Source organism: Paenibacillus sp. RS8 (assembly GCF_041956825.1).
In the GTDB taxonomy this organism is placed as follows: domain Bacteria; phylum Bacillota; class Bacilli; order Paenibacillales; family Paenibacillaceae; genus Paenibacillus_AQ.
This window is the reverse complement of record NZ_CP168131.1, coordinates 3923419-3948562: the sequence shown is the minus strand read 5'-3', so window position 1 is coordinate 3948562 and position 25144 is coordinate 3923419. Positions and strand designations below refer to the sequence as shown.

Sequence of the window (25144 nt, the reverse complement as noted above, 5' to 3'; positions counted from 1 at the left end):
TCCTAATGTCGATTGCTATGAATGGAATCCAGTTGAATGAACGGTTATAATACCTAAAGATGAATCTCCAAGCGTAACCGCCTTCGGCGTCCTTATAAGGACGGTAAGCGTTTAAGCGAGAAATATAAGACTTAAAGTATAGGCACATAACTTATACTTTCTTATATTTTATTAAATCCAGGGATGTGGAAACTTTAATGGTGAATAATTCAGCATATACACTGTATTTACGTGAGGATTGGAAGAAACTAAGCGATTTCACCGCTATCCAATTATCAGAAGAAGAGCTTAGCGATATCCAAAGTATTAACGATAAGATTTCGATTGAGGATGTAAATGAGGTCTATCTTCCTCTGTCCCAATTGATAAATCTGCAGCTTCAAGCCTCTCATAAATATAAAGAATCTATAAATCACTTTCTTAATAACGATCTTAAAAAAGGTCCTTTCATCATAGGCATCGCCGGAAGTGTAGCTGTTGGCAAGAGTACAACCGCTAGACTTCTTCAGAAACTCCTCTCTCAGTTACCATCTCATCCAAAAGTAGATTTAGTTACAACTGACGGGTTCTTACTTCCCAATGCGGAGCTAGAAAAGCGTGGAATCATGAAGAAAAAAGGATTTCCTGAAAGCTACGACACACGTAGTTTAATTTCATTTTTAACTAAAGTGAAGTCAGGTGTTTCGAGTGTTCAAAGCCCTGTCTACTCGCATCTAACTTATGATATTGTGCCAGATGAATATATCACGATCGAGAACCCGGACATCCTAATTGTTGAAGGATTAAATGTTCTTCAGACTAGTTTGAGGCTCAATCAAAGTGTGCCAAACTATTTTGTATCTGATTTCTTTGATTTTTCAATTTATGTGGATGCTGATGTGAATAATATAGAGAAATGGTATATTGATCGTTTTATTAAGCTTAGAGATACCGCCTTCCAAGATGAGCAATCTTATTTTAAAAAGTATGCGCAGTTATCACTAGAAGAATCTATCGAGATCTCGAAAAGAATATGGAAAGAAATCAATTTTGAAAATTTGATACACAATATATTGCCTACCAGAAATCGCGCAGATCTTATTCTATTTAAAAATAACGACCATCACATAGATCGCATTAAGCTGCGAAAATAAAAAAATGACAGTATTCTCACAAAACCAAGTTCTGATGTACAGGCTTGGTTTTTTTATATGAAAATCAAATTGGGTGAATATCGTAGGTGTAATGCCTCTATCCTCTCGTCAAGGCTAACGTATACTATGGTACATTCGTACACTATGTAGAGAGAGGATAAATCAAATGATTGAAATCGCCTTGGCCTTTCAAGATAAGGATGGACAATATGCCGAGCATGCCGGTGTTGTTTTAGCTTCAATTTTTCATCATACAAGTTCCCAAATTCATGTTCATATTTTACATGATGCCTCTTTAACCGAAAATAACAAGCGAAAGTTCAACAAGTTAATCGCCAAACATAATCATACGATAAGTTATTATTCGATCACCTTACCTGAGGATATGCTTCAGGTGCTTGCCAATATTAACTCCATCGATGTGTGGACACAGGCATGCATGTACCGCTTACTTCTTCCTTCGATCACACCCGCTGAGAAAATTATTTATCTGGATTGTGATGTATTGGTAACCATGGACATTAATGAGCTATGGCAAGTTGAGCTAAACGACAAATATTTAGGAGCGATCTGGGATCAGGGCATCATGGAGGTAGCGCCTATAGTAAGCGCCAAAGGGCTAAATCCTGAGACTTATTTTAATTCTGGAGTAATCTTATTTGGTTTGAATAATATCCGCCAGAATACGAACTGGTACCAAGAGATGCTGAACTTTTTGCGTACTTTCCCTGACGTCACCATGCCGGATCAGGATGTTCTAAATGCGGTTTTTGGAGCGAATTATCTTCCACTCGATATCCGGTTTAATTCATTTAACATGGCCATCGTAGATCATGACTACAATAATAAAATTGTCCATTTTGCCGGAGATGAAAAATGCTGGAATAAAGATTCCTCAGGGTTGGCGCTATATCGCAAATTCCTAAATCTAACCCCTTGGAGAGCTTTTAAAGCCAAATTAAAACGAAGAAAACGAAAAGTCAGCTATGTTAAGCGGCGCTTCACACGAAAAAGTAATAGACGAATCATTTATAAACGTAAAATAAAAATTATTCGCACAAGAATCTCACCTCTTTCGCTGTTTCAATTGAAATTAATCCGAACAATTAGAAGAAGAAAAGGGACCGTGATCAATACAAGAATTCAATATCAACGACGAATTAAACGTTAAAAAACAGCCCTTATGAACAAAAATCCCCCCTCAGAATGAAATTCTAGGGGGGGCTGACGAAAAACCTACTGAAACTTGATTTCAACACATGTATATTATATTCGATCCAGATCATTCCACTTACTTATGTACTTTAATCCCATAACCACTTCCTAGCTTCCCTCCAGCAATTAGAAAGTTTTTTGCATTCCGTTGCAATCGGGTATTTTCTTCGTAATCATGAGGGCTCTCGTTTAGCTTATTAAATATTCTTTCTTCTGCTTCCTTGGAACTCTTATCGATCTCATAAATGTTAAACTGACTTTGAAACTGAAGGATATTCGATACCGGGTTCAAGATCTGACTTAATTCCGGATCAAGCAGCCATGAATGACAAATAAACACTGGAGATATCCCTCTAAAAAAAGCTCTAGCTAACTGAAAGGACTCCTCCACACTTTGAACTGATAAAGGTTCTCCCGCTGGAATGTGCACATTAAGCACGATTTGATGGGTAAAGATTCTACAACCGTCAACGACTAAATCCCGGTCCATCGCAAAAGGTTGAAATTGCATTCTTCCCAACCGAAATAACCGAAGCTGAACATGCTCTTGCAGCCAATTATATTCTTCAATACCATATTCACCGTAATCACGCAGACATTGCATGCACCAAATCTGAATATCTGAAAATGTATCATAATAGATCTTATCCTCAATGTTACGAATACGATACTCTTCATAAGCATCTACTGCGAATCTCACAAATAAATATAATAGCAGCTTTCGATAGCCCTCCGAAGATTTCACAGATTCAAAAAAAGAAAATCTGTCAAAATAAAAATGCTGTTTATAAACAAGATATTCTTCCTCTTTCATCTGAAACTCACAAACCTGCTGTCTAGCCGCTGGATCCAGCTTAATCCCTTCACACAATGCTCTGATGTTCACTATAAATCCCCCTTAGCCCCTATGGGTACAGTACACCCTTCATAAATACATCCTCACCCGCGGGAATAAAAAATTCATAACTATAGAAGCCATTTCGTGTTGTGCATAACATAGAATCTAGTGCTTCTGTTGTCAACGGAATCGCTGACCGTACCCTGCATAGGCCACCATTGTCAGACTCCATTGAAACCTCGGTTATCTTCCCATTACTCCACGACATATTCACGGTGAAGCCGCTTCTTGCCCGCAATCCCCTTACACTTCCCTCACGCCATTGCGGCGGTAACGCAGGTAAGAGATGAATTTCGTCCTCATGACTTTGCAGCAATAGCTCTCCGATAGCGGCAGTGGTGCCGAAATTCCCATCGATTTGAAAGATTGAGCGAGAATAATCTATGGTAGTATCCACCATATACGGATGCCCATCCAAAAGATTAGGAAAGGTTGAGGTTCGAAGTAACGATAGCCAGCTCTTGTGAAACTCAGCTCCATTCCGTAATCTTGCCCACAATGCCATGCTCCAGGCACAGCTCCAGCCCGTATATCCGCCGCCATTAGCCAGCCGATGTTCCAATGATCGTCTGCAAGCTTGAACAAACTCGACATCTCTATCATATTGAAGTAGATCACCAGGATACAAGCCATATAAATGGGATAAATGCCGATGTCCAGGCTCCCATTCTTCAAAATCCTCAGCCCATTCTTGCAGGCGCCCCCCGCTTCCTATTTGTAGGGGATAGAGCTTCGATAGAGCGTCAAACAGCTCCACTCTCAATTTCGCATCCTGATTCAGAATTTCCGAAGCGGCGATACAATGCGTGAATAGCTCGCGGATGAGTAAAAGATCTAACGTAGATGCTTTCGTTACCGCACAAGGATCTCCTGCTTTAGTGATAAATTTATTCTCTGGTGATGTAGAGGGATTAGTGACAAGAAACGGCGATTTGTCATCTGGGACTAGCCAATCCAAGTAGAAGAGCGCGGCTTCTTTCATTATGGGATATGCGTCCTTCTCCAGATAAGCACTATCTTCGTTAAAAGAATAGTGCTCCCACAGATGCCTGCATAACCATGCTCCAGCCATCGGCCATAACGCCCAGACAGCCTGCCCGCTTGCGGGAGATGTATCCAGCCAAATATCTACGTTGTGGTGAGCGACCCAACCTCTGCAATCATAGTGAATGCGTGCTGTTCTTTTCCCCTTAGATGACAACTTACGAATCCAGGCAAGCAAGGGTTTATGACATTCGCTTAAATTAGCTGTTTCCACATGCCAGTAATTCATTTGGATATTAATATTCGTCGTCCAATTACTGCCCCAAGGCGCTCTGATCTCCTTACTCCATATCCCTTGCAGGTTCGCGGGCTGAGATCCTTCTCGAGAGCTCGAAATAAGTAAATATCGTCCGTAATGATAATACAGTGCAGCCAGTGCCGGATCCTCTGCCCCGTCCTTAACAGCCTCAAGCCTGAGATCAGTTGGCAGGAGAGAAGTGCTTGTAGTTTCAAGCCTCAGCTCAACGCGTTCTAACAGATCCCCTATATCTGCAAGATGTCGTTCCTTCAGCTCCGCATAGGTGATCATGCTTCCTTTATTCAATCGGAGCAAGCCTATGGCATTCAAATCCAATTCAGGAGTGCAAGAATTCGACTGTTCTTCAGAAAAATCAGTTACCGCAGATAAAAGGATCATTACACTATCCGCTTGGCGGATCTCCAAATCTCCATTATCGTTCCAATTGATACTACCGTTATCCACGATCATACGCAGACTAATTGCATAACGAAGTCCCAAGCCTTCTTCATAAAGAATGGGGTTAGGATGATCCTCCACATAGTTTGGTTCTACATGACTTGGGCAATTCCCCTGTATCATCACATCCACTGATGAATCATCCATACTTCGTACAATTTGACCATTATGCTGGAGCAAGCTTTCCAGTTTCACAGATAACGAAAGGTTTCCTCCCCTACCCGCGCTGGTGTATTTAAGGACAATAAGTTTGTCTGGAGCACTGGCGAAAGCTTCACGAGTGTAACTCATCCCTACCGAGAAAAACGAACTGGATACAATACCGGTCTTCAGGTTTAGTTCCCGCTCGTACTGCTCGATAGCTTGAAGTCCATGCTGTCGAATATGAAGGGTCCCTAAAGGAAGATACGATTCATTCCAAGACCCTAACATATGACGCTCCGCAATCTCTTCTGCCTCTTTAAATCGCCCATGCATGACTGCCTCTCTTATTCGGGCAAGATGTCTGATGGCATCATAATTATTAGGATCTCTGGAGAATCCAGACCATAGTGTATCTTCATTCAGATCTATTCTTTCGGATTCGACTCCGCCAAACACCATTCCACCTAGCTTGCCGTTACCAATGGGTAATGCTTCTTCCCAGCTAGCCGCGGGCTGTAGATACCATAATCTATTGCTGGAATCAGGTCCTAGGGTAGTCATAATTTCCTCCACATTACACAGTCACCTTTTGCCTCAGAGATTCTATATACTCAGGCATTTGAATGACGCGGTTTTCGAGCCTTGACGTTTCAGCGGCAAAAGCCATGAGATGACTTTGGACAGACACAACGGCGGAAGATCGAGAGTTTTGTCCACTTCCCTGTTGTACTAGCTTAATGAAATCTTTCATAATTCCCTCGTCCCCTCCCCCATGTCCGGTATCGGAGGCACGTAACTTAATCAGCTTTTTGCGACCGGACACGAAATCTGTTATCTCAATTGTATTGTCTTCCATATGCCCCTTAATCTCACCCTTAGTTCCCTGTAATCTGATGATGCGCTCGCTATCATTCGAGAAGGCTGTCATTGTAAAGGAGGCTGTCACGTTATTAGCAAATTCAAGATTTACTACCTGATGATCCACTACATCATTATCGCAATGATACACGCATCGACCATACGGTCCCTCTCTTAAGGCTGTCATAATTCCCTCATAGCTAGTATCGTTGGTCAAATAAGCCCGTAAATACTTTCCTTGCCAATCCTCTTTATCAATTAAATAGAATCTTGGCGCATAAAAGGCGCATTCATCTCTCACAGGGCAACTATCTGTACATCTTAACGGCGCTCCTGCGGGTGCATTTTCCTTTGTAAAATGGCTAAGCGAGCCAAATGAAGATACCCTCATGCATTCTTCTCCAATAAGCCAGAGAAGAATGTCCAAATCATGACATGATTTCTGCAGAATCATTGGACTGGACTCCGCTGCGTTTCTCCAGTTTCCCCGCACAAAGCTATGCGCCTGGTGCCAATAACCTACATTCTCAAGATGCTGCACCGTCATCAGATTTCCGATTTCCCCATCCTCAAGCAGATCCTTTAGGGTCATGAAGAAATGGTTATACCGCAAGACATGGCAGATCGCAAAGATTCTATTGTATTTTTTAGCGTATTCCCCCATGATAAAACACTCTTCTGGGTTGTTAGACATCGGTTTTTCCAAAAGCACATGGTATCCCATTTCCAATGCTTTAATGGTTGGTTCAAAGTGCATATTATCCTGTGTACAGATCAGAACAGCATCCGCGAGCTTTTCACCAAAAAGTAAATCCTCCCAGGTCGTAAATGCATTCTGTGCTTCAATATCAAATGAGTTCTTGATGCCCTCTCTTCTCTGAACATCAGGATCAGCAACGGCGACAATCTGGATCTCATCCGGATATCTCAGTGCATATGGCGCATAAGCTACAGCACCCCGTCCTCCCGCTCCAATCAAAGCTACAGTTATTCTCTTCAATGTAACCTCTCCCTTAATCGCAATGGTTAACCTTTAACAGCTCCTGTTGTCATGCCCGAAATAATGTATCTTTGGCCTGCAAGATAGATGATGAGCACAGGAATCAATGCAATCGTTATATAAGCACACACGAGTCCGTAATTGTAGGTGTACAGCTGTTGGAAATTGAACACGCCCATAGGCATCGTCCACATCGATGTTTTAGGTACAAGGAACAAGACATTGCTGAAATCATTCCATATAGCGGTAAAGGTAAGCACGATATTCGTCGAGACCACCGGCAGCAATAAAGGAAAAATAACTTGGAAGAACATTCGCAGCGGACCACAACCATCGACCACCGAAGCTTCATCCATCTCCCGTGGAACCCCTTGCATAAAGCTGTAATAAATCAAAATGGAGAAAGCGATTTGACCTGCCAAATCGACCATAATTAATCCAGAAAAATTGTTTCCCATGTTCAGTAGCTGTAGCAGCTTAATCGCAGGAATAAAAGAAAAGGGTGCGATCATACCCGTAAGTAGAAACTTATAAGTGAAGTTAGTAAATGCATTTCGATTTCTTTGAATGATGAAAGCGGAGTAAGAACATAGAAGAACGGTTAAGACCGTGACTACAGTAGAGACAAACATACCATTGAGGAATCCCCGCCAGATCTGTCCTTGCGTAAATGCTGTTGCAAAATTCTCGAACATATAAGTCTTCGGAAGACTTAAGTTCATAATTTTGGACTCTGTCTCATCCTTGATGGAAGTTAATAGAATAAGAATAAAAGGAACCAAGTAAATAATAGCTAGGAGTAGCGCCGCAATATAAGTTAGTACCTTGCCTGTCTTCGATGCCACACTCATCATTGCGACTCCTTTCTATTATTAAAATAAGTAATAATCATGGCCACCACAGTAATAATGATAAACTGAATCACACTTATAGCCGCAGGATATCCAATGGAGCCTGATGACATCGATTTGACCAGAAAGGTGGACATCACTTCTGTCGCATGTCCCGGTCCTCCTCTTGTCATCGCATAAATAATATCGAAGGCTTTAAGCCCTGAGATAATGCTTAATAAAAAGCTGAGATTTAAAGTCCCTATAATGTATGGGAGTGTAATTTGAAAAAATTTAGTAAATGCTCCAGCTCCGTCAATATCGGAACATTCAATCACTTCTTTAGGTACGGATTGCAGCGCCGCAAGAATCAACAGCATGGACCAACCAGCCCCAACCCACACATCGACAGCAATCACTGAATACATAGCTAGCGTGAAGCTTCCTAGCCAATCATTGACCAAGCCATGAAGTCCTACAGCTTCGAAAAAGCCATTGAGGAATCCATCGTAGCTGAGAATATAATTAAAGATGATGGCGACCATAATCGTGCCAAACATAATCGGCAAATAAATCAATGCACGAAGGAAGTGATTTCCTCTAAATCTCCGGTTTAAGAGAAGTGCTGCCAGCAGCCCGATTATTGTTTTGCCAAGTGCATCTAAGATCGCAAATTTGAATTGATTCCATATACTGAAGAAAAAATCAGCTCCATCACTAAAGAGCAGCTTATAGTTTTCGAGTCCGACAAAGGTAACCCCTGAAGATTTAATACTTGCATCCGTCAAGGAATAAAGGAGTCCCAATATAGCAGGAGAAACATAAAACACAGTGAAAATTAGAAGAATAGGAATCAAATAGATTACCGGATAATTTTTTCTCTTATAGTTCTGTTGCACGTAGCAGTCCTCCATCCTTCCACTATTAGAACTATACCCGCCTCGCTTGGCAGGTATAGCTCTTCTCTGTTCTCAGTAGAAAAGGCATTTCGTTTATACTAAAATCCAGGAATTTTTGCGATTTTAGCGTTTTTCAAGAACACCTCACCGTGCTTTTTAACGAATTCATCTGCTGTGATTCTACCTACTAGAAGCTCTGCATACGCCGCGACTACGTCGTCATAAGGGAGTGGAATGATATAAGCGTCATCGCCATGCTTTGAGATTTTACCTTCATTAACGATGTTCTGAATTTCCGTCAACGCTTCCGTCATCTTGTTAGACACATCAATATCCTTGTATGGACTTACACCCGGAGAAACCTCTAAATAGGCTTGTGCTTGTTCTTTATCTGATAGGAATCTGAGCAGATCTTTCGCTTCTTCTGGATGCTTGCTTTTCTTAGAGATGAACACATGAGTTGCACCGCTTAAAGCAATCGATTGTGAACCGTCTTTATTAGGAAGCGGGAAGAACGCAATTTCCGCATTAGCGTCAAGCTTATAAAGTTCAGGAACTACAAAGTCCCCTTGGAAAATGATTGCAGCATCTCCCGAAACGATTGCCTGCTGTTGCTTTTCGTAAGTGGCCGTCAACAAATCTTTATTCAAGTACCCTTTTTTCGCCCATTCTTCGAGCTGTTTATACTGATATACAAATTCGGGGATATCCTTCCACTGCACTTCATTTTTATTTAATTTATCCCACACCGCAGGATCAGCGCCGCCAATAATACCGTTTACAGCATTACGATGCTGCAGCATGGTCCATCCGTCTTTAGCTGCAAAATAAATCGGTGTCTTTCCGCTCGCTTTAATAGCTTCGAGAACCTTATTGAATTCTTCCGTAGTTTTAGGTGCGGACAATCCCAGTTCTGTAAATACTTTTTTATTGTAAAATGCCCCCCAAGAGCCTAAAGCCATCGATGATGGAAAAGCATAAATTTTCCCATCCGTATACTTCAACGATTGAAGTGCGATATCATTCAGACGAGATTCAAATGCTTCTCCGCTAATCTCCAGCAATTGATTTGGCACATCATATTTTTGATAAGACCCGAAGAATACATCTATATCTCCCCCTCCGGACAATTTTGCTTTCACAAGGTTGTCGTATTGATCGTCTTGAATCGCTTGAATATCCACCTTATTGCCGGTCTTCGCTTCCCATTTTGCGATTAGATCTTTAATGCCGCCATAGTTTAATTGACTAGCTGCTGCAAGATAACTGATCGTTACGGGCTCTGATTTCACTTCTGTCTCTTGTGGTGCTTCCGTCGCCGTGACAGCCGCATTAGACTTTTCAGGTGCTGCAGCGGCATTGGTGTTGGCGTTGGAAGAAGTGCTTCCGCAACCTGATAATACCGGGATGAGTGCGCCCAACAATAACACCGACAATGTTTTCTTTTGAAGCTGCTTCATACTGTAACCCCCCTGTTTTTCGATTCCAACGTACTAGCTCGAAATCGTTAAATCTAATGTAATCGCATTCGATCATTTAAGAAATATAAAAATCTGACTATCTGATTTATACTTTTTTGATTACAATGTTTGTGTTATGATGCACTTGATTTTAACCTTTAGAGGAGATAATGTATGTTTAGTAAACTTGGATTTCAGAATAAAGTCATTGTTACCATTATGGGTATCTTCTTTCTAATCCTGCTTCTGTCCATGGTTTACTTGTATACTTACATGAAATCAATGCTAATTCAGACTGAACTGGCAGGGCTCATTCCTACAACACAGAAGATCTCAGACCAAGTGGATACGTTGTACAAGCAGCTAGATTATGCAGCGTTAGGATTTACGAATAACCAAGATAATTTGGACGTCATGGTGGAGTTAAACAGCGATGTACCCTCGGATTCCATGAGTAATCTAGTCTCTCAAAACAAGCTGGCCCACAATTTAAATGCGATTTATAACGTGGTTAGCGATCTTCACAAGGTCATTGTTTTCGTGCCAGATAAAGATATTTTCTTTCCTTATTTCAGAACAGAGCATCTGTTCAAGAACATCCCAATGCCCTATTCCAAGCCATCTTCCCTTAATGAGCTCTTCATCAAAGATAAGCTATTTGCTGCACTCCCTCCGCATCCAGATGTTTGGTCAACTGAGCCAGAAACCGTCATTTCCGTTGTAAGAAAATTCAGCACACCTTATTCTACAGATTTTGGAATGTTAGAAATTCAATTGCCTTATAAGAGCCTGGAGCTCATTACTAGAATCGAAAATCAGCAGTCGGGGAAACAGGTTTATATTTTTGATGACAATGGGACGCTTGTATTTCCTTACAATCCCTCAACAGACAATCATCATCAAGCCTTACTGACAACGCTTTCTAAACAATTGCAAGAGCATATTCCTATCTCCGGAAAATTCAAACAAGAGGACCAATTAACGCTGCTAAGCACCTATAACTCGGGCTATTTGGGCTGGACCACTGTCGTAGCCGATGATGGGATTTCATTACAGGCTAATCTTCAACGTTATCGTACAATTCTCATTACGATAGGGTTTCTAACCCTACTTGCTGTGCTGATCATCTACTATTTTGCTATACGAAAACTAATGAAGCCGTTAAAAGCACTGACTAAAACAGTCCGGGCAGTGAGCTTAAACAACCTCTCCTTCAACCAGAATCCTACTCCCAATGAGCACTTTGAATATAACGAACTGATTATGCTGAACCGCTCTTTTGAGAAGATGATAGAAAAGCTTAAACAGGCGATTAATACGGAATATGAGTCACGCATCCGGGAAATTGAGGCCAACTATTCTGCCCTTCAGGCACAGATTAACCCACATTTTCTATACAACACACTGAACGTTATTGCCGTCCACTGCGAAGAGTCAGGTTCGATCATTGCAGAAGATATGTGTCTAAGACTTGCAGAGATGATGAGGTACAGCGGTTCTTCTTCAGGTACAGATGTGCTGTTAGCAGAAGAGATTAAGTATTCTATCTATTATCTGGAACTCATGAAGCTTCATTATGAGAATAGCTTATTTTATGAAATAGATATTCCTGACACTATGAACATCCTTTATTTTCCGAAATTATCCTTGCAGCCCTTTGTGGAAAATGCGATAAATCACGGGTTCGATAAAAGCTTTCCACCCTGGAAAATTACAATTAATGGACGATTTACTACCGTAGACGATTGGGAGCTAGTAATTCTGGACAATGGTTCAGGATTTGAGCAGACGGTACTTCAGGATCTGAATCAAAAGCTAACAGCATACCGCTCCAATTTTATCGAAGGCAAGCTGTTGAAGAATCTTCAAATCTCAGGAATGGGCATGCTGAACACCTTTATACGATTAGTCATTCATTTCGGAGAAAATTTCTATTTCAAGGTATCCAATGTTGGAGAACACGGTGCCCGGATTTGCTTCGGTGTCAAGGAGAGGTCCGACGAGGAGGTAAAGTGATGATGATATCCATCATGGTTGTGGAAGATAAACATCCTATTTTAAGAAATCTAGTTAAGAAAATCGGAAGCTTTAGCCCTCGTTTACAGGTAATTGGTGAAGCCACGGATGGGATAACCGCACTAGAGATGTGTCTTCGCTTAAAGCCTCAGATCGTGTTCACAGATATTCGCATGCCTGGAATGGATGGTCTGGAATTGATTACGGAAATAAAGAAAATATACCCGGATACACTCTTCATTATTATTAGCGGCTATAACGATTTTGAATATGCTAGAGAGGCTTTGCGTCTTGGCGTACGGGAATTCCTCTTAAAACCTGTTACCCAAGCTGCTTTGAACGAGGTATTAGAGAATGTCACTCAATTAGCTCACACCCATAATGTCACTAAGGAACAACAGCTATTATCGGATTTACTTCGAGGAAGAGCTGTCCTGTCGTTCGATAAATATGAGCAAATGAATCATAAATGCTTCTCCATTCTTGTCATTTGTGCGGGTTCCATCTCGAGATTTCCCATAGACTTATCTAATCCGTCCAATGACTTTTGGCTGAAAAATGATTTGGCAAGCTTTCTTACTATTCCTATGAATAAAGCATATGATAATGCTTGGGTGTTTGATGGCGAGTCTATGAATGAAATGGTTGTGGTCTTCAGCTATAAACAAGGGCTTACAATCGATTTCACAGAGATTTATAACTTATTCCTATCAAAGTATGAAGCACACGAGCAGCTTTTTACTTTTGCCGTAAGCAATAGCGTCGAGAATCTATCGAAGCTAAGGTTAGAATATCAGCTAAGTCGAATGATTTTAGGCAAAAACGCTATTTTCGCCAAATCTAGCCTTCTGTTCGTTAAAGATTTCTCTCTAAACTCTCACTCCACCATCGATCTAGATAAGGCTTTTGACACAAAGAAGATCATTTCTTTCATCAAAAATCAAAAAAGAGAAGCCTTTTATTGCGAATTAGAGACAAACTTCGCTTCCTGGAGCGAGCAAAATTATACCCAAAGTGACGTTGAGTTATGCTTATCTCAAATCTTGTATAATGCCTGTAACGCCACTTTACAAAAGCATATCGTGAATAGTGATCTAAATCTGGAACTTGATGAAGTCATCTCAAACTCCAAAGATTACCCAGCCTTGCTTAAAAATATTACGTTCCTGTTTAATAAATTCTTCTACTCTGCGCAAGGGTCTGAGCCTGCTTCCAGTTCCGCCAAATGGATTGTAGAGACGGTAGCAACCTACTTCAATGATCATTTATCAGATGAAATCGCGATCGCAGATATTGCTGATATGGTTAATCTCAATGTGTCCTTTTTAAGCAGAGAATTTAAGAAACATAAGGGCTCCGCTCCCATCGAATATCTAACACAGCTTAGAATTGAAAAAGCAAAACTGTTGATTAAGGATACCTCCTCCAATCTGAAGTTTAAAGATATCGCAGATATGGTTGGTTATAACAATCAATATTATTTCAGTAAAGTATTTAAACTTATTACAGGATTAACGCCTAGCGAATTCAAAAGTGCTTCTGATTCAAACCTTTTTAGTTAAATTACTGCTTTATACAACAAAGAAACGGCATTTCTGCCGTTTCTTTGGGTTATGGATGGCCAGGGCTCAGAGCCTGTTTTACTCCAATCCATGTTCTTTACGGATGTTATACATACCTTGAACAAGCAGCTCGGAAGGATCCCGATTCAATTGCAAGTGGGTTAACAATAAATGCAGTGGGAACGCGCATACGTTATTCCCATCGGTTATTGCTGGAAATCCAGCCTCGAACACCGGACCGAGTTTCTCATTCCAAGCTAGGCCGACATGTACATCCTCCGGCGCAAATTCTTCGGTTATTTCTTTAATACATTGCGGAACTAATACATTGTCTATAATCGCTTTAGCTTCTTCTTCACTTGAAGGCGGTTTTGGAAGCGTTTTTCCTCCCTCAATCTTCATCAGATCAACAAAGAAAGAAGCCATCCATGCTGCAGGATCCTTACCCGATTGGAATCTTGCAATCAATTCACGCAGAAAAAATCCGCAAGAATAGACATGATCTAATTCAGACTTTACGTGAAAAACAAAAACCGGGCCGTAGGCCTCCATATTTAACACTTGTCCTTCAACGTCTTGAAAGTGTACTCTCAAAGCTACGAGGCCGTTATGATGAACAGCCATCACTAGCTTATTCATATCCTCCTCAGACATTTCTGGATCACTGGTTATTTCCTCGTTCTCGTTTGTTGGTTCCTCGTTCTCATTGGTTATCTCATTAGTCATTTTAAATTCCCTCCCGATCCTATCATACCATCTAGCGAATTGATCTGACACTTTAAAAATAGACAAATTCCTACCAGTTGGGGAGAAAATAAATAAACGGCATCTCTGCCGTTTATTTATACATGAACTCTCTGTTAAGTAACATCCTTTAATCTCTTTACGATTGTGCAGGTTAATTGTTTGATATCCCCAGGATCTAACTTGTAAGCTGAGGTAGCCTTCCGTGTCGGTTTAGGATTTGTCGATATTAAGTCAGCGATATACAGATCTATAAATACAACGGGATCCGCCCCAGCTCTTTTCCTGAGCTCGCCTGGTACCTTTGTGTTGGGTCCGTCCGCTCCACCGCTGATTGAGATGAAACCATACTTGTTCGGATTTGTTTTTAAATGCCTTAAATATGGTCGGAGTGGTGTCGCCACTTGCCCCATCCAGATCGGTCCAAAAAAGAGAATCAAATCATACTTCATTAATAAGTTAGGTGATGGCTGTACCAACGGTATCCTGCTAAAAATCATATCCATTGTAATGGAACTCAATGTCCGCGGCTTGGCTTCAGAAATCTGAAAATAATCAGACGACAGTTCTTTAGCCACACTGCCAGCTAATGCATCATTGTTGCCTGAGAATGAATACGATATGACTGCAATGTTCATCTTAGCCCTCCTGAAACGAATTATTTCGTCTTTGCCTGCTCCAGTGCATTTTCTAGTGCCTTAAGATGTGCTTTAGAGGTAAGCGTTGCACCACTGATAACGTCTACCTGAAGGGATTGTGATTCAATCACATGTCTAAACAAATCACCAATGCTTATTCCGCCCTTCAGTTTCAGTGGCTTTCCGTTTTTATCTATAGCGCCTTTGAGTATTTTAATCCCTGAAATTGAACCCATAGATATGGATGCCTGAACCTTGGTATCTCTGGAATGATCCTTTGTGCCGATATATTCTCCCACATAGATTCCATCTCGTAACTTATCGAAATCAATGACATTTATAGTAAGCTTCTGAACTTCACGTCTTCCTGGAGCACTGAATAGAATCCCTCCCCATACTAGAACTGCAATCACACCTAAGAAGCTCAGTATAATCATCCACTTTGGAATCTTCCTTTTACTTCTTACACCAATGATCATTCGCATGCCCCTCTCCTTAGTTATTGAATGAATATTTTTATATTCATTCATTTTAAGAGATAAAAAGACTGCCTCATCAGTTCTATTTGGGGCAGTCTGTAAGACCCTTCATGATTAGTTCCATCATATGGTCCAGCAGTTGTGGAAAGAACTCCAGTCCTATTTCTTCCTTGTGGGTCTCCACATTGATCATCGCGGCGAAAACCATCATAATCATTTTGCTGTCCATATCGCTTCGCATCTTGCCTTCGGTTTGCCATTGCTGCACCATTTCATGGAAGCTGTCATATAAGAAATCGTTCACCTGAATGCCGGTTTCTTCTCGATAAAGCTGTTCAATTTTCCCAAAAACACTTTTGTTATACCATTCCTTTAGAATAGGGTTGGCGATTATACCTTCCGCATTGAGTGCCATCATCTGCCGAATTACAATCAGTGGGCTTTGGGTCGTGTCGAGGGATTGCATACAGTTTTTTTTGAGCTTCGCATTTTCTTCAAGAAAGATGTCCATAAATAGTTTTTCTTTAGAAGGATAATAGTTGTAAAAGGTTCCTATGGCTATTCCAGCTTTTTTTGTAATGTCCGAGATATTTGTATCCTTAAAGCCTTTATTGCTAAACAGCTCTTTCCCACAATCATAAATCTTTGTTTTTTTATCTTCCACTTTCCGCATCTCCATGAATGAATAATTATTTTTTCATTCATATCATAATGTCAAAAGTTGGATATGTCAACGCAATTCTTATTCGTTAACTTTTCGTTCATTGAGCAACAATAAAATAATAAACGGCATCTCTGCCGTTTATTAAAGATTCTATCAATCCGTCAAAAACAGATCCCCGAAGGCATTAACATCCTTTGAAGTCCCTATACCACTGTTGTATTCTAGCCAGCCTCTACGCCCCTCGCCGTCATTATCATTAACCAGCAGCGAAAATTTAAGCTTCATTCCTTGCTTCACCTGTGTAATGTCGTAGCTCAGTTCATGCCACGGGATGGCTAATTCGTAGCTGGTTATTGAACCAGAACGTTCTATCGCATACTTTAGCTCTATGGCATCATTAATATTGAAACCCCTTGGAGTTAGCCAGCGCCACTTGAGTAAATTTCCTGCATTTCCCCTAGCCACACCCAGTTCATGGTACTCTGAGGGCACTGTTCCATCTGTGTTTGCAAGGCCAATGCCAATCTGGATGCTGTCCCCACTCCAAATAGCATCACCCGATGCTGACTGTTCATGCTTGTCATCTATAACTTCTACCCCTAGATAAAGGTTATCCGTATCCCACGCTAAGGAACCGGTCGCGCTGATATCCTGCTCCCCTCGCCAACCATTGATCTTGATATCCTTCACATTAAAGCGAGCCTGATCACTCCAATCAGATAGGTTACCATTGATTTCAACGGGCTTACTGAGTTTTGGCAACAACAGCGCGTTGAAGGAATCTAAAGTCGTTTGCAATAGATTACCTATATCATTAAAAGATTTAAGTGTCCGTTGTCCCCATGCAAGCTCAGGAATCTCTAGCCGCACGCTTTTTCCCGGTTCTAGATTCTCGACAGAAGCGCTATAGGTCCCCTGAGTAGAACGTCCTGTCTCATAATCTGCTTCCACTGAACCGCTGAAAATATTCGTAGACTGATTCGTAACATCCATATGAGTCCTTATCTCTTTGGCAGATTCATCATAAAATGTCTCATATTTCACCGTAAGCGGATCGATTACGTTGACATTGACAGCGAAGCTCATTGCTGTTTTAGGATCTTCGCCGCGCGAGACGAACAGCGAATCGTTTCCTCTCACCAAGCCTTCCGGCACCTGAATCCAAAGTCTGTCTTCTTCCTTCTCATCACGAAGTATCCAACCCTCCGGTAAATCGATGTTCATCGGCTCCTTCGAAGGACTGCGATAGGCCTCAGGTAGCTTAATATCAAAGGCATCTCCAGCAGCAATAGAAATACCGGAAATCTCCGGCAGCTTTGCAAGTGCTGGACTGTTCATGACATTCCATAGAAAATGTGTTGTCGTCTCCATAATCTCATCGATGTATTTTTCATTCTTGTAATCATGTCCGACACCTTCCATAGTTAGTAGATTATGATACACTCCTATCTCTTTCAATTGTTCAGCCAATTCAACACTTTGCTGGTACGGCACTAGTTTGTCTATTGTTCCATGAATGATGAGGACTGGCGGCAGCTTGCTGTTCGCACTTGTCGTCAGATCCCCCCCATAAATATCTACAATCGAAAATATAGATTTAATGATCGATGGATCCTTTGATACATATTGATTGACAAAGTTTATGGCTAGATGCCCTCCCGCCGAATCACCGCCGATCACAATACGGCTTGCATCCATTCCGTAAAGCTCTGCGTTATCGTTGATCCATTTAATCACATCGCTTATATCCTCATAAGCGTCATTAAGCGTGTGGGTGAAGTTAGTAAACGGATCTTTTTTCAGCCTATAATCGATGGACAATACAGCATATCCTCGCTCTGCCAATCCCGTAGAAAAGTCCGCTGCATCGTACTTATCCCCTCCTGTATAACCCCCACCGTGAATAAAAATAAATACAGGCCTCTTCTTGTTATCATCACCTGACGGCTCGTACAGATCGAGTTTGAGCGGTTCAACAGCATCCGTCTCATTCTTCTTACTCGCATACAAAATATCTCCTTGCACTGTAACCTTATAAGCGGGAGTCAGGTACTGAACCGGAATTTGTCCGTTATTCACAGTAACTTTAACCGCTGTTGTGCTACTGTCATTAGCATTCACTTTAGCCACCTCTTTCCCCTCCTTTTCTAAAGCGCTCTTACTCTCTTGGTTATTCAGTAACAACCAGGAACTTAGAACGATTACTAGGATCGTAAGAACGTAAATAAGTCTACGCTTCATTATGACCACCTCCCAGAATGATTTTGGATTCAAAAAAGTAATATAATTCCAATATCATCATTTTAAAATTCAACTAATCGTTTAACAATTATGTATTCCTTCGCGAATTAGGTTCAATATTACGAACTTTTAGCGAATAAGATAGCGTATAATTTGAAGAAACGGCTTTGTCGTAGAAATAGATTGAGGAGGACATTACAATCATGAAGTTGAGTATGAATTGGATAACGCTCAGAGTGCGCGATCTGGAGGCTTCCCTTGATTTTTATAACCGTATTCTAGGACTTCCCATGGATCGCAGATTTGAGAGTAGAGGAAAACAGATTGTTATGTTAGGCACTGCAGAGCAGCCGAAAATCGAGCTTATTCAGGGCAGCGACCCGGCTCTAAAGCCAGAATGCGGCGTTTCCGTTGGTTTCGAAGTGGAATCGCTCGACAACGCCATAGCGCATTTGAAAAGCCACGGCATTCCCGTCGCACGCGGACCGATCGCACCCAATCCACATTTACGATTCTTTTATATACTGGACCCGGACGGTTTTGAGGTGCAATTAGCGGAGCATAGCTAGACTAGCGCTTGTCCAGTGCTAAGCAATCAAAAAAAGCCATGCAAGCAATAGCTTGCATGGCTTTCTTATCCTTGTTACATCATTCTGTTATCTTACGGGCTACGAACGCCAAGTCTTTCAAATCAATCACGCCATCTTTATTGATATCGGCACGTTTAGCCTCAGCCCAATCTGGGCTGCTGGTATCCTTGCCATAATTAGCAGCGACTATCGCCAAGTCGCCGATGGACACTTTTCCATCTTTATTAATGTCACCAGAAATACCAGGCTCCGGCTCCTCTGCAGTGATCTTGAGCTTATGACTCGATGTAACGGTTTCGCTCTCCTTACCTTCCGCATCTGCTACGATCACTTTTTCAATCTGAATAGTACTCTCTGTAGCTTCCGCTACTGTCTTAGTCCCAAAATCCAAAGATAACAGCTGCAGATTGCCAATTATCGCGTTGTCCGCCCCTTCACTCACCACCAGCAGCCGCAATTTTCCAGACGTGTGATTAGCAGTTTCAAGCACCTGAATTCCACTCCGCAAGGATGTAGCAGATTTGAATTCCAACAGCTTAGGATCGTAATTCATAGTTACATCCATTGCATACACAGCATCTGTTACACTCTTCACTCCAAACGCCAGTTGAAAATCTCTTCCGCCAGCTACAGTGTCTACCCCAGACAGAACAGAAGTCATCTTACCTGATGGATCAACCTCACCATTTCCGTCTTTTTTAACTGTAATGATCTCGTGGATTTTAGGTTTAGTCGAACCCTCCCACTGAATCTTCACTTCAAACACATTACTATACTTGGAGGTATCAAATGTATTATAAGATGATGACAGGTTACCTACCTTATGCCATCCACTCGCATCTCGCACGGACACCGCAGCGTTTGAATTATCCGATGGATTTTGCAAAACAATCACTTCTTTTACCTTAGTATCCTTCGACAATTTGTAATTTAAGGAACCCGTATTCCCAGCACCTGGCATATAGAAGGTGGAAAGCTTTTTGTCAACGGACAGCAAGGCTTCATTTCCTATATTTCCAGCAGGTTCAGCCTGGATAGCCGGATTGGAAGTTCCCGGTCTTTCAATCCCTTCATTAACCAAAATTTCATTAAGCGCGAGCCATGCATCATAGGTTTCAGTTGAAATCAATCTTACATATCGGGCTTGCTTGCCGCCGTCAACTTGAACACGCTTATAACGGTAAGGCACCTCATGCTCAGGGAAATTCAAACTCCGATCGCTCGGATTAGTAAACGTATGGATCGTATCCCATGTCTGTCCGTCTAGTGACAGCTGTAAATCTCCCTTACGGAAGAAATCTCCTTCACCGTCTCCAATCACAACAGCTACATTCTGGACATTCACCACACCGCCCATGTCGATCTGAATATACTTCCCTTTTGATTGAATCGAACCGAACCAAACCTTGTTCTCTAAAGAAGCATTGTACACGTTGTTGATAGAACCTTCATAAATGCTTCCGTAATTATGAGTAATCATAGGTGGAGAGAATTTGTTCAGCTGGATCATGAGCCTTGTCAGATCTACAGTGATATTCTCAGTTCCCTTATTCATGATCCGGAAATAGGCAGCACTAGCAAACGCCCCATTCCCCTCATTAACAGATTCCCATTCCACACCGTTCTTAGAGGATTCTAACCGGACTTCTCCGTTAGAAGCTTCTAACGCCACTTGCGTAATCTCTTCAATGGATTTCAAATTAATCCCTACATATTGGGATGGCTTTAGTGTGATTCCGTTCAGGTTTGTTAATTGCACAGCATTGTCAGCTACCGTAATAGGTGTATCCTTCAATTCTGGCACATCAGTGAAGATCGACACCTTATCTTTACTTGCATTGACGGAAAACTCACGAACTGCCGTCCATAAATCAGGCTTACCTCCAGGTATTCCAGCATGAGTCAATCGATATCGAACCATCCTAGCATTCACACTGAGCCCGGAAGCAGAAATTTTATACCCGGAACGCTCTTCTCCGATTGCGGTCCATTCTTGACCGTTCACGGAATACTCAAGAATTCCCCTTTGGAATATATCGTGATCCGCATCAGTTCTACCTTGTGTGATTGCAATTTCTTCCACTTTAATGGTTTTGCCAAAATCAACGCCATACCAGTCCCCATTCTGTTGAAGGGTCTGAATATAGACGTTCGTTGCTAAATCTCCGTCTACCATCAGGTTTAATCCTGAAGGAGAACCATAAGAGCTGACAGCTAGAGGTTTAACATATTCCGGGTCCACTAAAGTGTAAATCTGAGCATCCAGTTTATTGATGAGCTGCTCAGCAAAAGGAACTAGCCGCTTTGCTCCTGCCTCAACCGTCACATCTGGAGAATTAAGCTTCTCAATTTTGAATGTTTTGGATAAGCTTAATGCGCTTGTGGCCTTAGCAAGTTCTTCCCAAGCCTGATCAACCTTCTCTTTCTGGATCGCTATCGCAGAGAGAACTGCCGATTTGTCGGCAAGAACGACATTTTGTAAGCTATTTAGCCATGGATCAATTTCCTCTTCCATATTTTCATTCGTGTTATTTACTCTAAACGACGCGATGGCGTCCAATACTAGATCAAATTCTTGAATCAATGTATTCCCCGTCGTTTCTATCGGCTGACCACTTGAGTATTGACTTAAGAATTGCGCTAGCTCAGCTTTGATATTTTCCGATTCACCTACTACAAGCCCATGACCGCTAGGCGATGGGTCACTCAAATGATAGGCAATCGTATTAAGCTCAGAGGCAACTTCAGGGGCTATATGCTTAAATGAATCAAGCCAGCTCTCCTCTTGATCAAAATCATCTACATTCCAAGTGTAATCCGCTACCGCGAAGATACCGATCTTAGATAATTCCGCATGCTTCATTGGATTAGACACCACACCTGAAATATTATGTGTACCTGGAATGAGCACTTCTGCTTTACCGAGCAGCAGTCTTGCATCCTTATAGTCATTCACTGGCCAATTTAACCACATATACGGATCTCTTCCATGTGCATCTTTCGGCCACTGCATATCTGCTGCATTAACAGAGGCAACAACGCCGTTTCCGGTCCACATAATATCTACATTCGCAGGTACATTTCTCAAGGCTTCAAGATAAGGTCTGCCAGACGTTCCGGTCCAGCTTTTATTGTAGAATGGAGGACAATAAATTAATGATTTGACGTCTTTCTTGGACGTAACCCAATTCGCAACATCTGTAATTAACTTCACATGTTTTTCTTTATCTACTAATGATTGTGATGTACTGATATCATCCATAAATAGTCCAAATTGACGTACGCCTACACTGTACAATTGTTCAAGCTTCGCAAGTAAGGTTTGGAGTTCAGCATCATAATTGTTCCAATTGATCATATTGAACCCTGGATGAATCGCCCAAACAAACTGCGTCTTGGATTCATGACCGACATCAACCAGTTCTTTGATCTTGGCAAGCTCAGCTGCAGGATAAGGCGTTCTCCATTGCGCGTTATGGTACTTGTCATCTTTAGGTGCAAAAATATAAGTGTTCATCTTCAGCTCTCCACCGAAACGCATCAAGCTCATTCGATCTTCATGTGACCAAGGTGTGCCATAAAAGCCTTCGATAAATCCCCGCGAGCGAGTATCAGAGAAATCTTCGATAGTGAGACTACGAACCTGCAGATCAGGAATTTGATCAAAAATCATCTTCAGCGTTGCCAGGCCATAATAAGCTGCATCCGTATTTTTACCCAGTATCGCAATAACACCTTTATTCTGTTGCTTCGTGCTAACGTTAAGAACATAAGCGTCCAGCTCATTGAAGTTATCCGCTTTATAAGGAATATTCTGAGTGAAGTAATTGTCTACATAGCCTGATGAATTTCTAGTTCCCAAAAAGATATTTGTTTTCCCTGCTACTGCAGCTCCTGACTCAGTAACCTGAAGTGACTTGGAATCCAGTATCTGTTGAAGCAGCTTTCTTGTCGGCTGGTCAATCGAATCTTCAATAACAACGTTTACATTTTGTGTCATGGTTACGATTGTCTCTTCTTCGGTTTGTTGCTGCGGTAATGGATAGATTTCATAGGATTTCGTTAGTTTTGCATCTTTTTGCGGAAGATCAGAGGCTACATCCGCTGCAGCTGCAAAACTGGAGAACAAGCCGGCCACCATCATAAGTGTAATGAAGATACTGAGAATCTTCTTCGGCATTTCCTTAACCCTCCTATAACTAGCTAAAATGCCTTCGGCGTCCATTAAGGACGGTAAGCGTTTAAAAAACAGCAATTAACCCTTCAACGCACCTGCTGTTAACCCACCCGTAATTTGACGTTGATACAACACGTACATCACAATGACGGGAATCATAGAAATGGAAAGGCCCGCAAACAAGGGTCCCCATTCCGTTCTGTACTGCATTTCACCTTGCATAATGGCTATTCCTACAGGAATAGTGTATTTCGCTGGATCGTTGATCAATACCGTGGCCATAATGTACTCATTCCACACCGTTAAAGCATTCATGATTCCTACCGTGATTAAACCGGGCTTCGATAATGGCAACATGATCTTGAAGAAAACGCCGTATAGTGAAGATCCATCAATTGTTGCGGCTTCTTCAAGCTCACGGGGAAGTGTCTTGTAGAATCCAACCAGAAAGAAGATACCGAACGGTAGGATACCAATCGTTCCGACGGAATAAACAAGCGTAAGCCCTACCAAGGAGTTCGACAAATTCATATCTCCGAGAAGAAAGAACAACGGTATCAATCCGAGTGTTGTTGGAATCATCATCGAAGCAACGTATACAAAATAAAATAGGCCTCTAGATTTAAAGGTAAAACGAGCTAATATATACGCTGTTGTAGCAGCCATAATAAGCGACAACAGTGTACTTGCTACAGTTACTATAATGGAGTTTAAAAAGTAATCGCCAAAGTTTGCTCTGCTCCACACATTTGTATAGTTTTCAAAACGAAAAATAGATGGAAAATCCCACGGTTTCCCAAGCATAACCTGCTGATTATCCTTTAAGGAAGTCAGGAATGTCCAAAGAACCGGATATAAAACAACCAAGCTCCACAAGATGAGGAAAAATCGAACTGCAATTTTTGATATCAGCTGAAGTGGTTTTTTGGCGGGACTATCGTTCAAAGTATTTTCCTCCTTACATTTCAATGGACTCCCGGTGAAGAATGCGTTGCAAAATTAAAGTGGTGATTAAAGATAACAGTAATATCAGCACCCCAATGGTTGCCCCATAGCTTAAATGGAACTGCTTGAAGCCCATCTGATACAAATAATAACCGAGCACTTGTGTCTGATTATCCGGGCCACCATCCGTCATCAGCTTAACGATAATAAAGGAGCCGTTTAGTGTTGTAATAACGATGTGAATGATAGAGGTTTTGAATTGTTCCCAGATCAGCGGTAAAGTAATTCGAGTAAACTGTTGCCATTGTCCAGCACCATCGATACTGGCTGCTTCATATAGCGAGGAAGGAATACCTAGGATAGAGGCGATGATGAGCAGCATATAGAATCCGATACCGGCCCATACACTAGGAGGTAGAAGTGACCACATTGCGAGATTTGAGTCCCCTAACCAGTTCGTTTCCACAGGTTTTCCTGTAAATAACGAGATAAACGCATTCAGGAATCCAAGACGGGGATTGTATATAAAACTCCACAATACACCGATAACGGCTACGGAAATGATATTCGGAAAGAAAAACACCACTCGGTAAAATCCGTATTCTTTCAATTTTAGACGGGTCAATGATACAGCGAAAAACGTTGCAAACAACATAATTAAGATGACCTTCCAAAAAATCAAGAAATAATCATTCGAAATGGCTTTTGGTATGATCTCATCCGAGAATAATTGTCTATAATTATCAATGCCGATAAAATTCATCGATTCGGAACCGCCTGACCAATCAAAGAAGCTCAGGTATAAGCCTCGAAACAGCGGATAAATAGTAAATAAACAAAAGATAGCAAACGTAGGCAGCAAGAAACTCGCAATAAACAAATTTCGTTTCCACAATTTATTGTTCTTCAT

The 25144-nt window shown here is 41.5% G+C and carries 19 protein-coding genes; 5 read left to right on the top strand and 14 right to left on the bottom strand.

Going from position 1 to position 25144, the window contains the following annotated elements; all coding sequences use genetic code 11:
• Positions 1–197: 197 nt before the first annotated feature.
• Positions 198–1133, top strand: a complete 936-nt coding sequence (gene coaA, locus ACDZ28_RS18720) for a type I pantothenate kinase (RefSeq protein WP_341111733.1) — start codon at positions 198–200, stop codon at positions 1131–1133.
• 166 nt (positions 1134–1299) lie between these two features.
• Positions 1300–2304 (top strand): glycosyltransferase family 8 protein, encoded by a 1005-nt coding sequence (locus ACDZ28_RS18715; RefSeq protein ID WP_375102478.1) that lies wholly within the window; start codon positions 1300–1302, stop codon positions 2302–2304.
• 120 nt (positions 2305–2424) lie between these two features.
• Here the strand turns inward: ACDZ28_RS18715 and ACDZ28_RS18710 are convergent, their stop codons facing one another.
• The 6 genes from ACDZ28_RS18710 to ACDZ28_RS18685 form a co-directional block, all read right to left on the bottom strand.
• Positions 2425–3234, bottom strand: a complete 810-nt coding sequence (locus ACDZ28_RS18710; RefSeq protein WP_375102477.1) for an acyltransferase domain-containing protein — start codon at positions 3232–3234, stop codon at positions 2425–2427.
• A gap of 19 nt (positions 3235–3253) precedes the next feature.
• A complete protein-coding gene (locus ACDZ28_RS18705; protein WP_375102476.1) occupies positions 3254–5692 on the bottom strand; it encodes a glycoside hydrolase N-terminal domain-containing protein in 2439 nt (812 codons plus the stop codon).
• A gap of 13 nt (positions 5693–5705) precedes the next feature.
• Positions 5706–6989, bottom strand: a complete 1284-nt coding sequence (locus tag ACDZ28_RS18700; RefSeq protein ID WP_375102475.1) for a Gfo/Idh/MocA family protein — start codon at positions 6987–6989, stop codon at positions 5706–5708.
• Positions 6990–7015: 26 nt separating this feature from the next.
• Entirely contained in the window at positions 7016–7843 is an 828-nt protein-coding gene (locus tag ACDZ28_RS18695; protein ID WP_081954048.1) for a carbohydrate ABC transporter permease, read from the bottom strand.
• Entirely contained in the window at positions 7840–8718 is an 879-nt protein-coding gene (locus ACDZ28_RS18690) for a carbohydrate ABC transporter permease (RefSeq protein ID WP_375102474.1), read from the bottom strand. Before ACDZ28_RS18690 ends, ACDZ28_RS18695 begins: the two co-directional genes overlap by 4 nt.
• 98 nt (positions 8719–8816) lie before the next feature.
• Complete coding sequence (locus tag ACDZ28_RS18685; protein ID WP_375102473.1) at positions 8817–10178, bottom strand: ABC transporter substrate-binding protein; 1362 nt, start codon at positions 10176–10178, stop codon at positions 8817–8819.
• A 174-nt stretch (positions 10179–10352) separates the two neighbouring features.
• Here ACDZ28_RS18685 and ACDZ28_RS18680 point away from each other — a divergent pair, with 174 nt between their 5' ends.
• Positions 10353–12194 (top strand): histidine kinase, encoded by a 1842-nt coding sequence (locus ACDZ28_RS18680; protein WP_375102472.1) that lies wholly within the window; start codon positions 10353–10355, stop codon positions 12192–12194.
• On the top strand, positions 12194–13756 hold the full coding sequence (locus ACDZ28_RS18675) for a response regulator (RefSeq protein WP_375102471.1): 1563 nt from the start codon (positions 12194–12196) through the stop codon (positions 13754–13756). Before ACDZ28_RS18680 ends, ACDZ28_RS18675 begins: the two co-directional genes overlap by 1 nt.
• 78 nt (positions 13757–13834) lie before the next feature.
• Here ACDZ28_RS18675 and ACDZ28_RS18670 read toward each other — a convergent pair whose 3' ends face one another.
• The 5 genes from ACDZ28_RS18670 to ACDZ28_RS18650 form a co-directional block, all read right to left on the bottom strand.
• Positions 13835–14482: a hypothetical protein gene (locus tag ACDZ28_RS18670; RefSeq protein ID WP_042126066.1), complete on the bottom strand. Its 648-nt coding sequence runs from the start codon at positions 14480–14482 to the stop codon at positions 13835–13837.
• Positions 14483–14616: 134 nt separating this feature from the next.
• Positions 14617–15138, bottom strand: coding sequence for a flavodoxin family protein (locus ACDZ28_RS18665; RefSeq protein WP_375102470.1), 522 nt, complete (start codon positions 15136–15138; stop codon positions 14617–14619).
• Positions 15139–15158: 20 nt separating this feature from the next.
• Positions 15159–15623 (bottom strand): FMN-binding protein, encoded by a 465-nt coding sequence (locus ACDZ28_RS18660; protein ID WP_375102469.1) that lies wholly within the window; start codon positions 15621–15623, stop codon positions 15159–15161.
• A gap of 76 nt (positions 15624–15699) precedes the next feature.
• Positions 15700–16281 carry a TetR/AcrR family transcriptional regulator gene (locus ACDZ28_RS18655; RefSeq protein ID WP_375102468.1) on the bottom strand — a complete coding sequence of 194 codons (582 nt, stop codon included), beginning with the start codon at positions 16279–16281 and terminating at the stop codon, positions 15700–15702.
• A 153-nt stretch (positions 16282–16434) separates the two neighbouring features.
• Positions 16435–18522 carry an alpha/beta hydrolase fold domain-containing protein gene (locus ACDZ28_RS18650; RefSeq protein ID WP_375102467.1) on the bottom strand — a complete coding sequence of 696 codons (2088 nt, stop codon included), beginning with the start codon at positions 18520–18522 and terminating at the stop codon, positions 16435–16437.
• A 203-nt stretch (positions 18523–18725) separates the two neighbouring features.
• Between ACDZ28_RS18650 and ACDZ28_RS18645 the strand changes: the two genes are divergently transcribed.
• Positions 18726–19091, top strand: coding sequence for a VOC family protein (locus ACDZ28_RS18645; RefSeq protein WP_052414542.1), 366 nt, complete (start codon positions 18726–18728; stop codon positions 19089–19091).
• A gap of 79 nt (positions 19092–19170) precedes the next feature.
• Here ACDZ28_RS18645 and ACDZ28_RS18640 read toward each other — a convergent pair whose 3' ends face one another.
• From ACDZ28_RS18640 to ACDZ28_RS18630, 3 genes are all read right to left on the bottom strand, one after another.
• Positions 19171–23292 carry a beta-N-acetylglucosaminidase domain-containing protein gene (locus ACDZ28_RS18640; protein ID WP_375102466.1) on the bottom strand — a complete coding sequence of 1374 codons (4122 nt, stop codon included), beginning with the start codon at positions 23290–23292 and terminating at the stop codon, positions 19171–19173.
• 75 nt (positions 23293–23367) lie between these two features.
• Positions 23368–24234: a carbohydrate ABC transporter permease gene (locus ACDZ28_RS18635; protein ID WP_042126051.1), complete on the bottom strand. Its 867-nt coding sequence runs from the start codon at positions 24232–24234 to the stop codon at positions 23368–23370.
• Between the two features lie 13 nt (positions 24235–24247).
• On the bottom strand, positions 24248–25144 hold the full coding sequence (locus ACDZ28_RS18630; RefSeq protein ID WP_042186594.1) for a carbohydrate ABC transporter permease: 897 nt from the start codon (positions 25142–25144) through the stop codon (positions 24248–24250).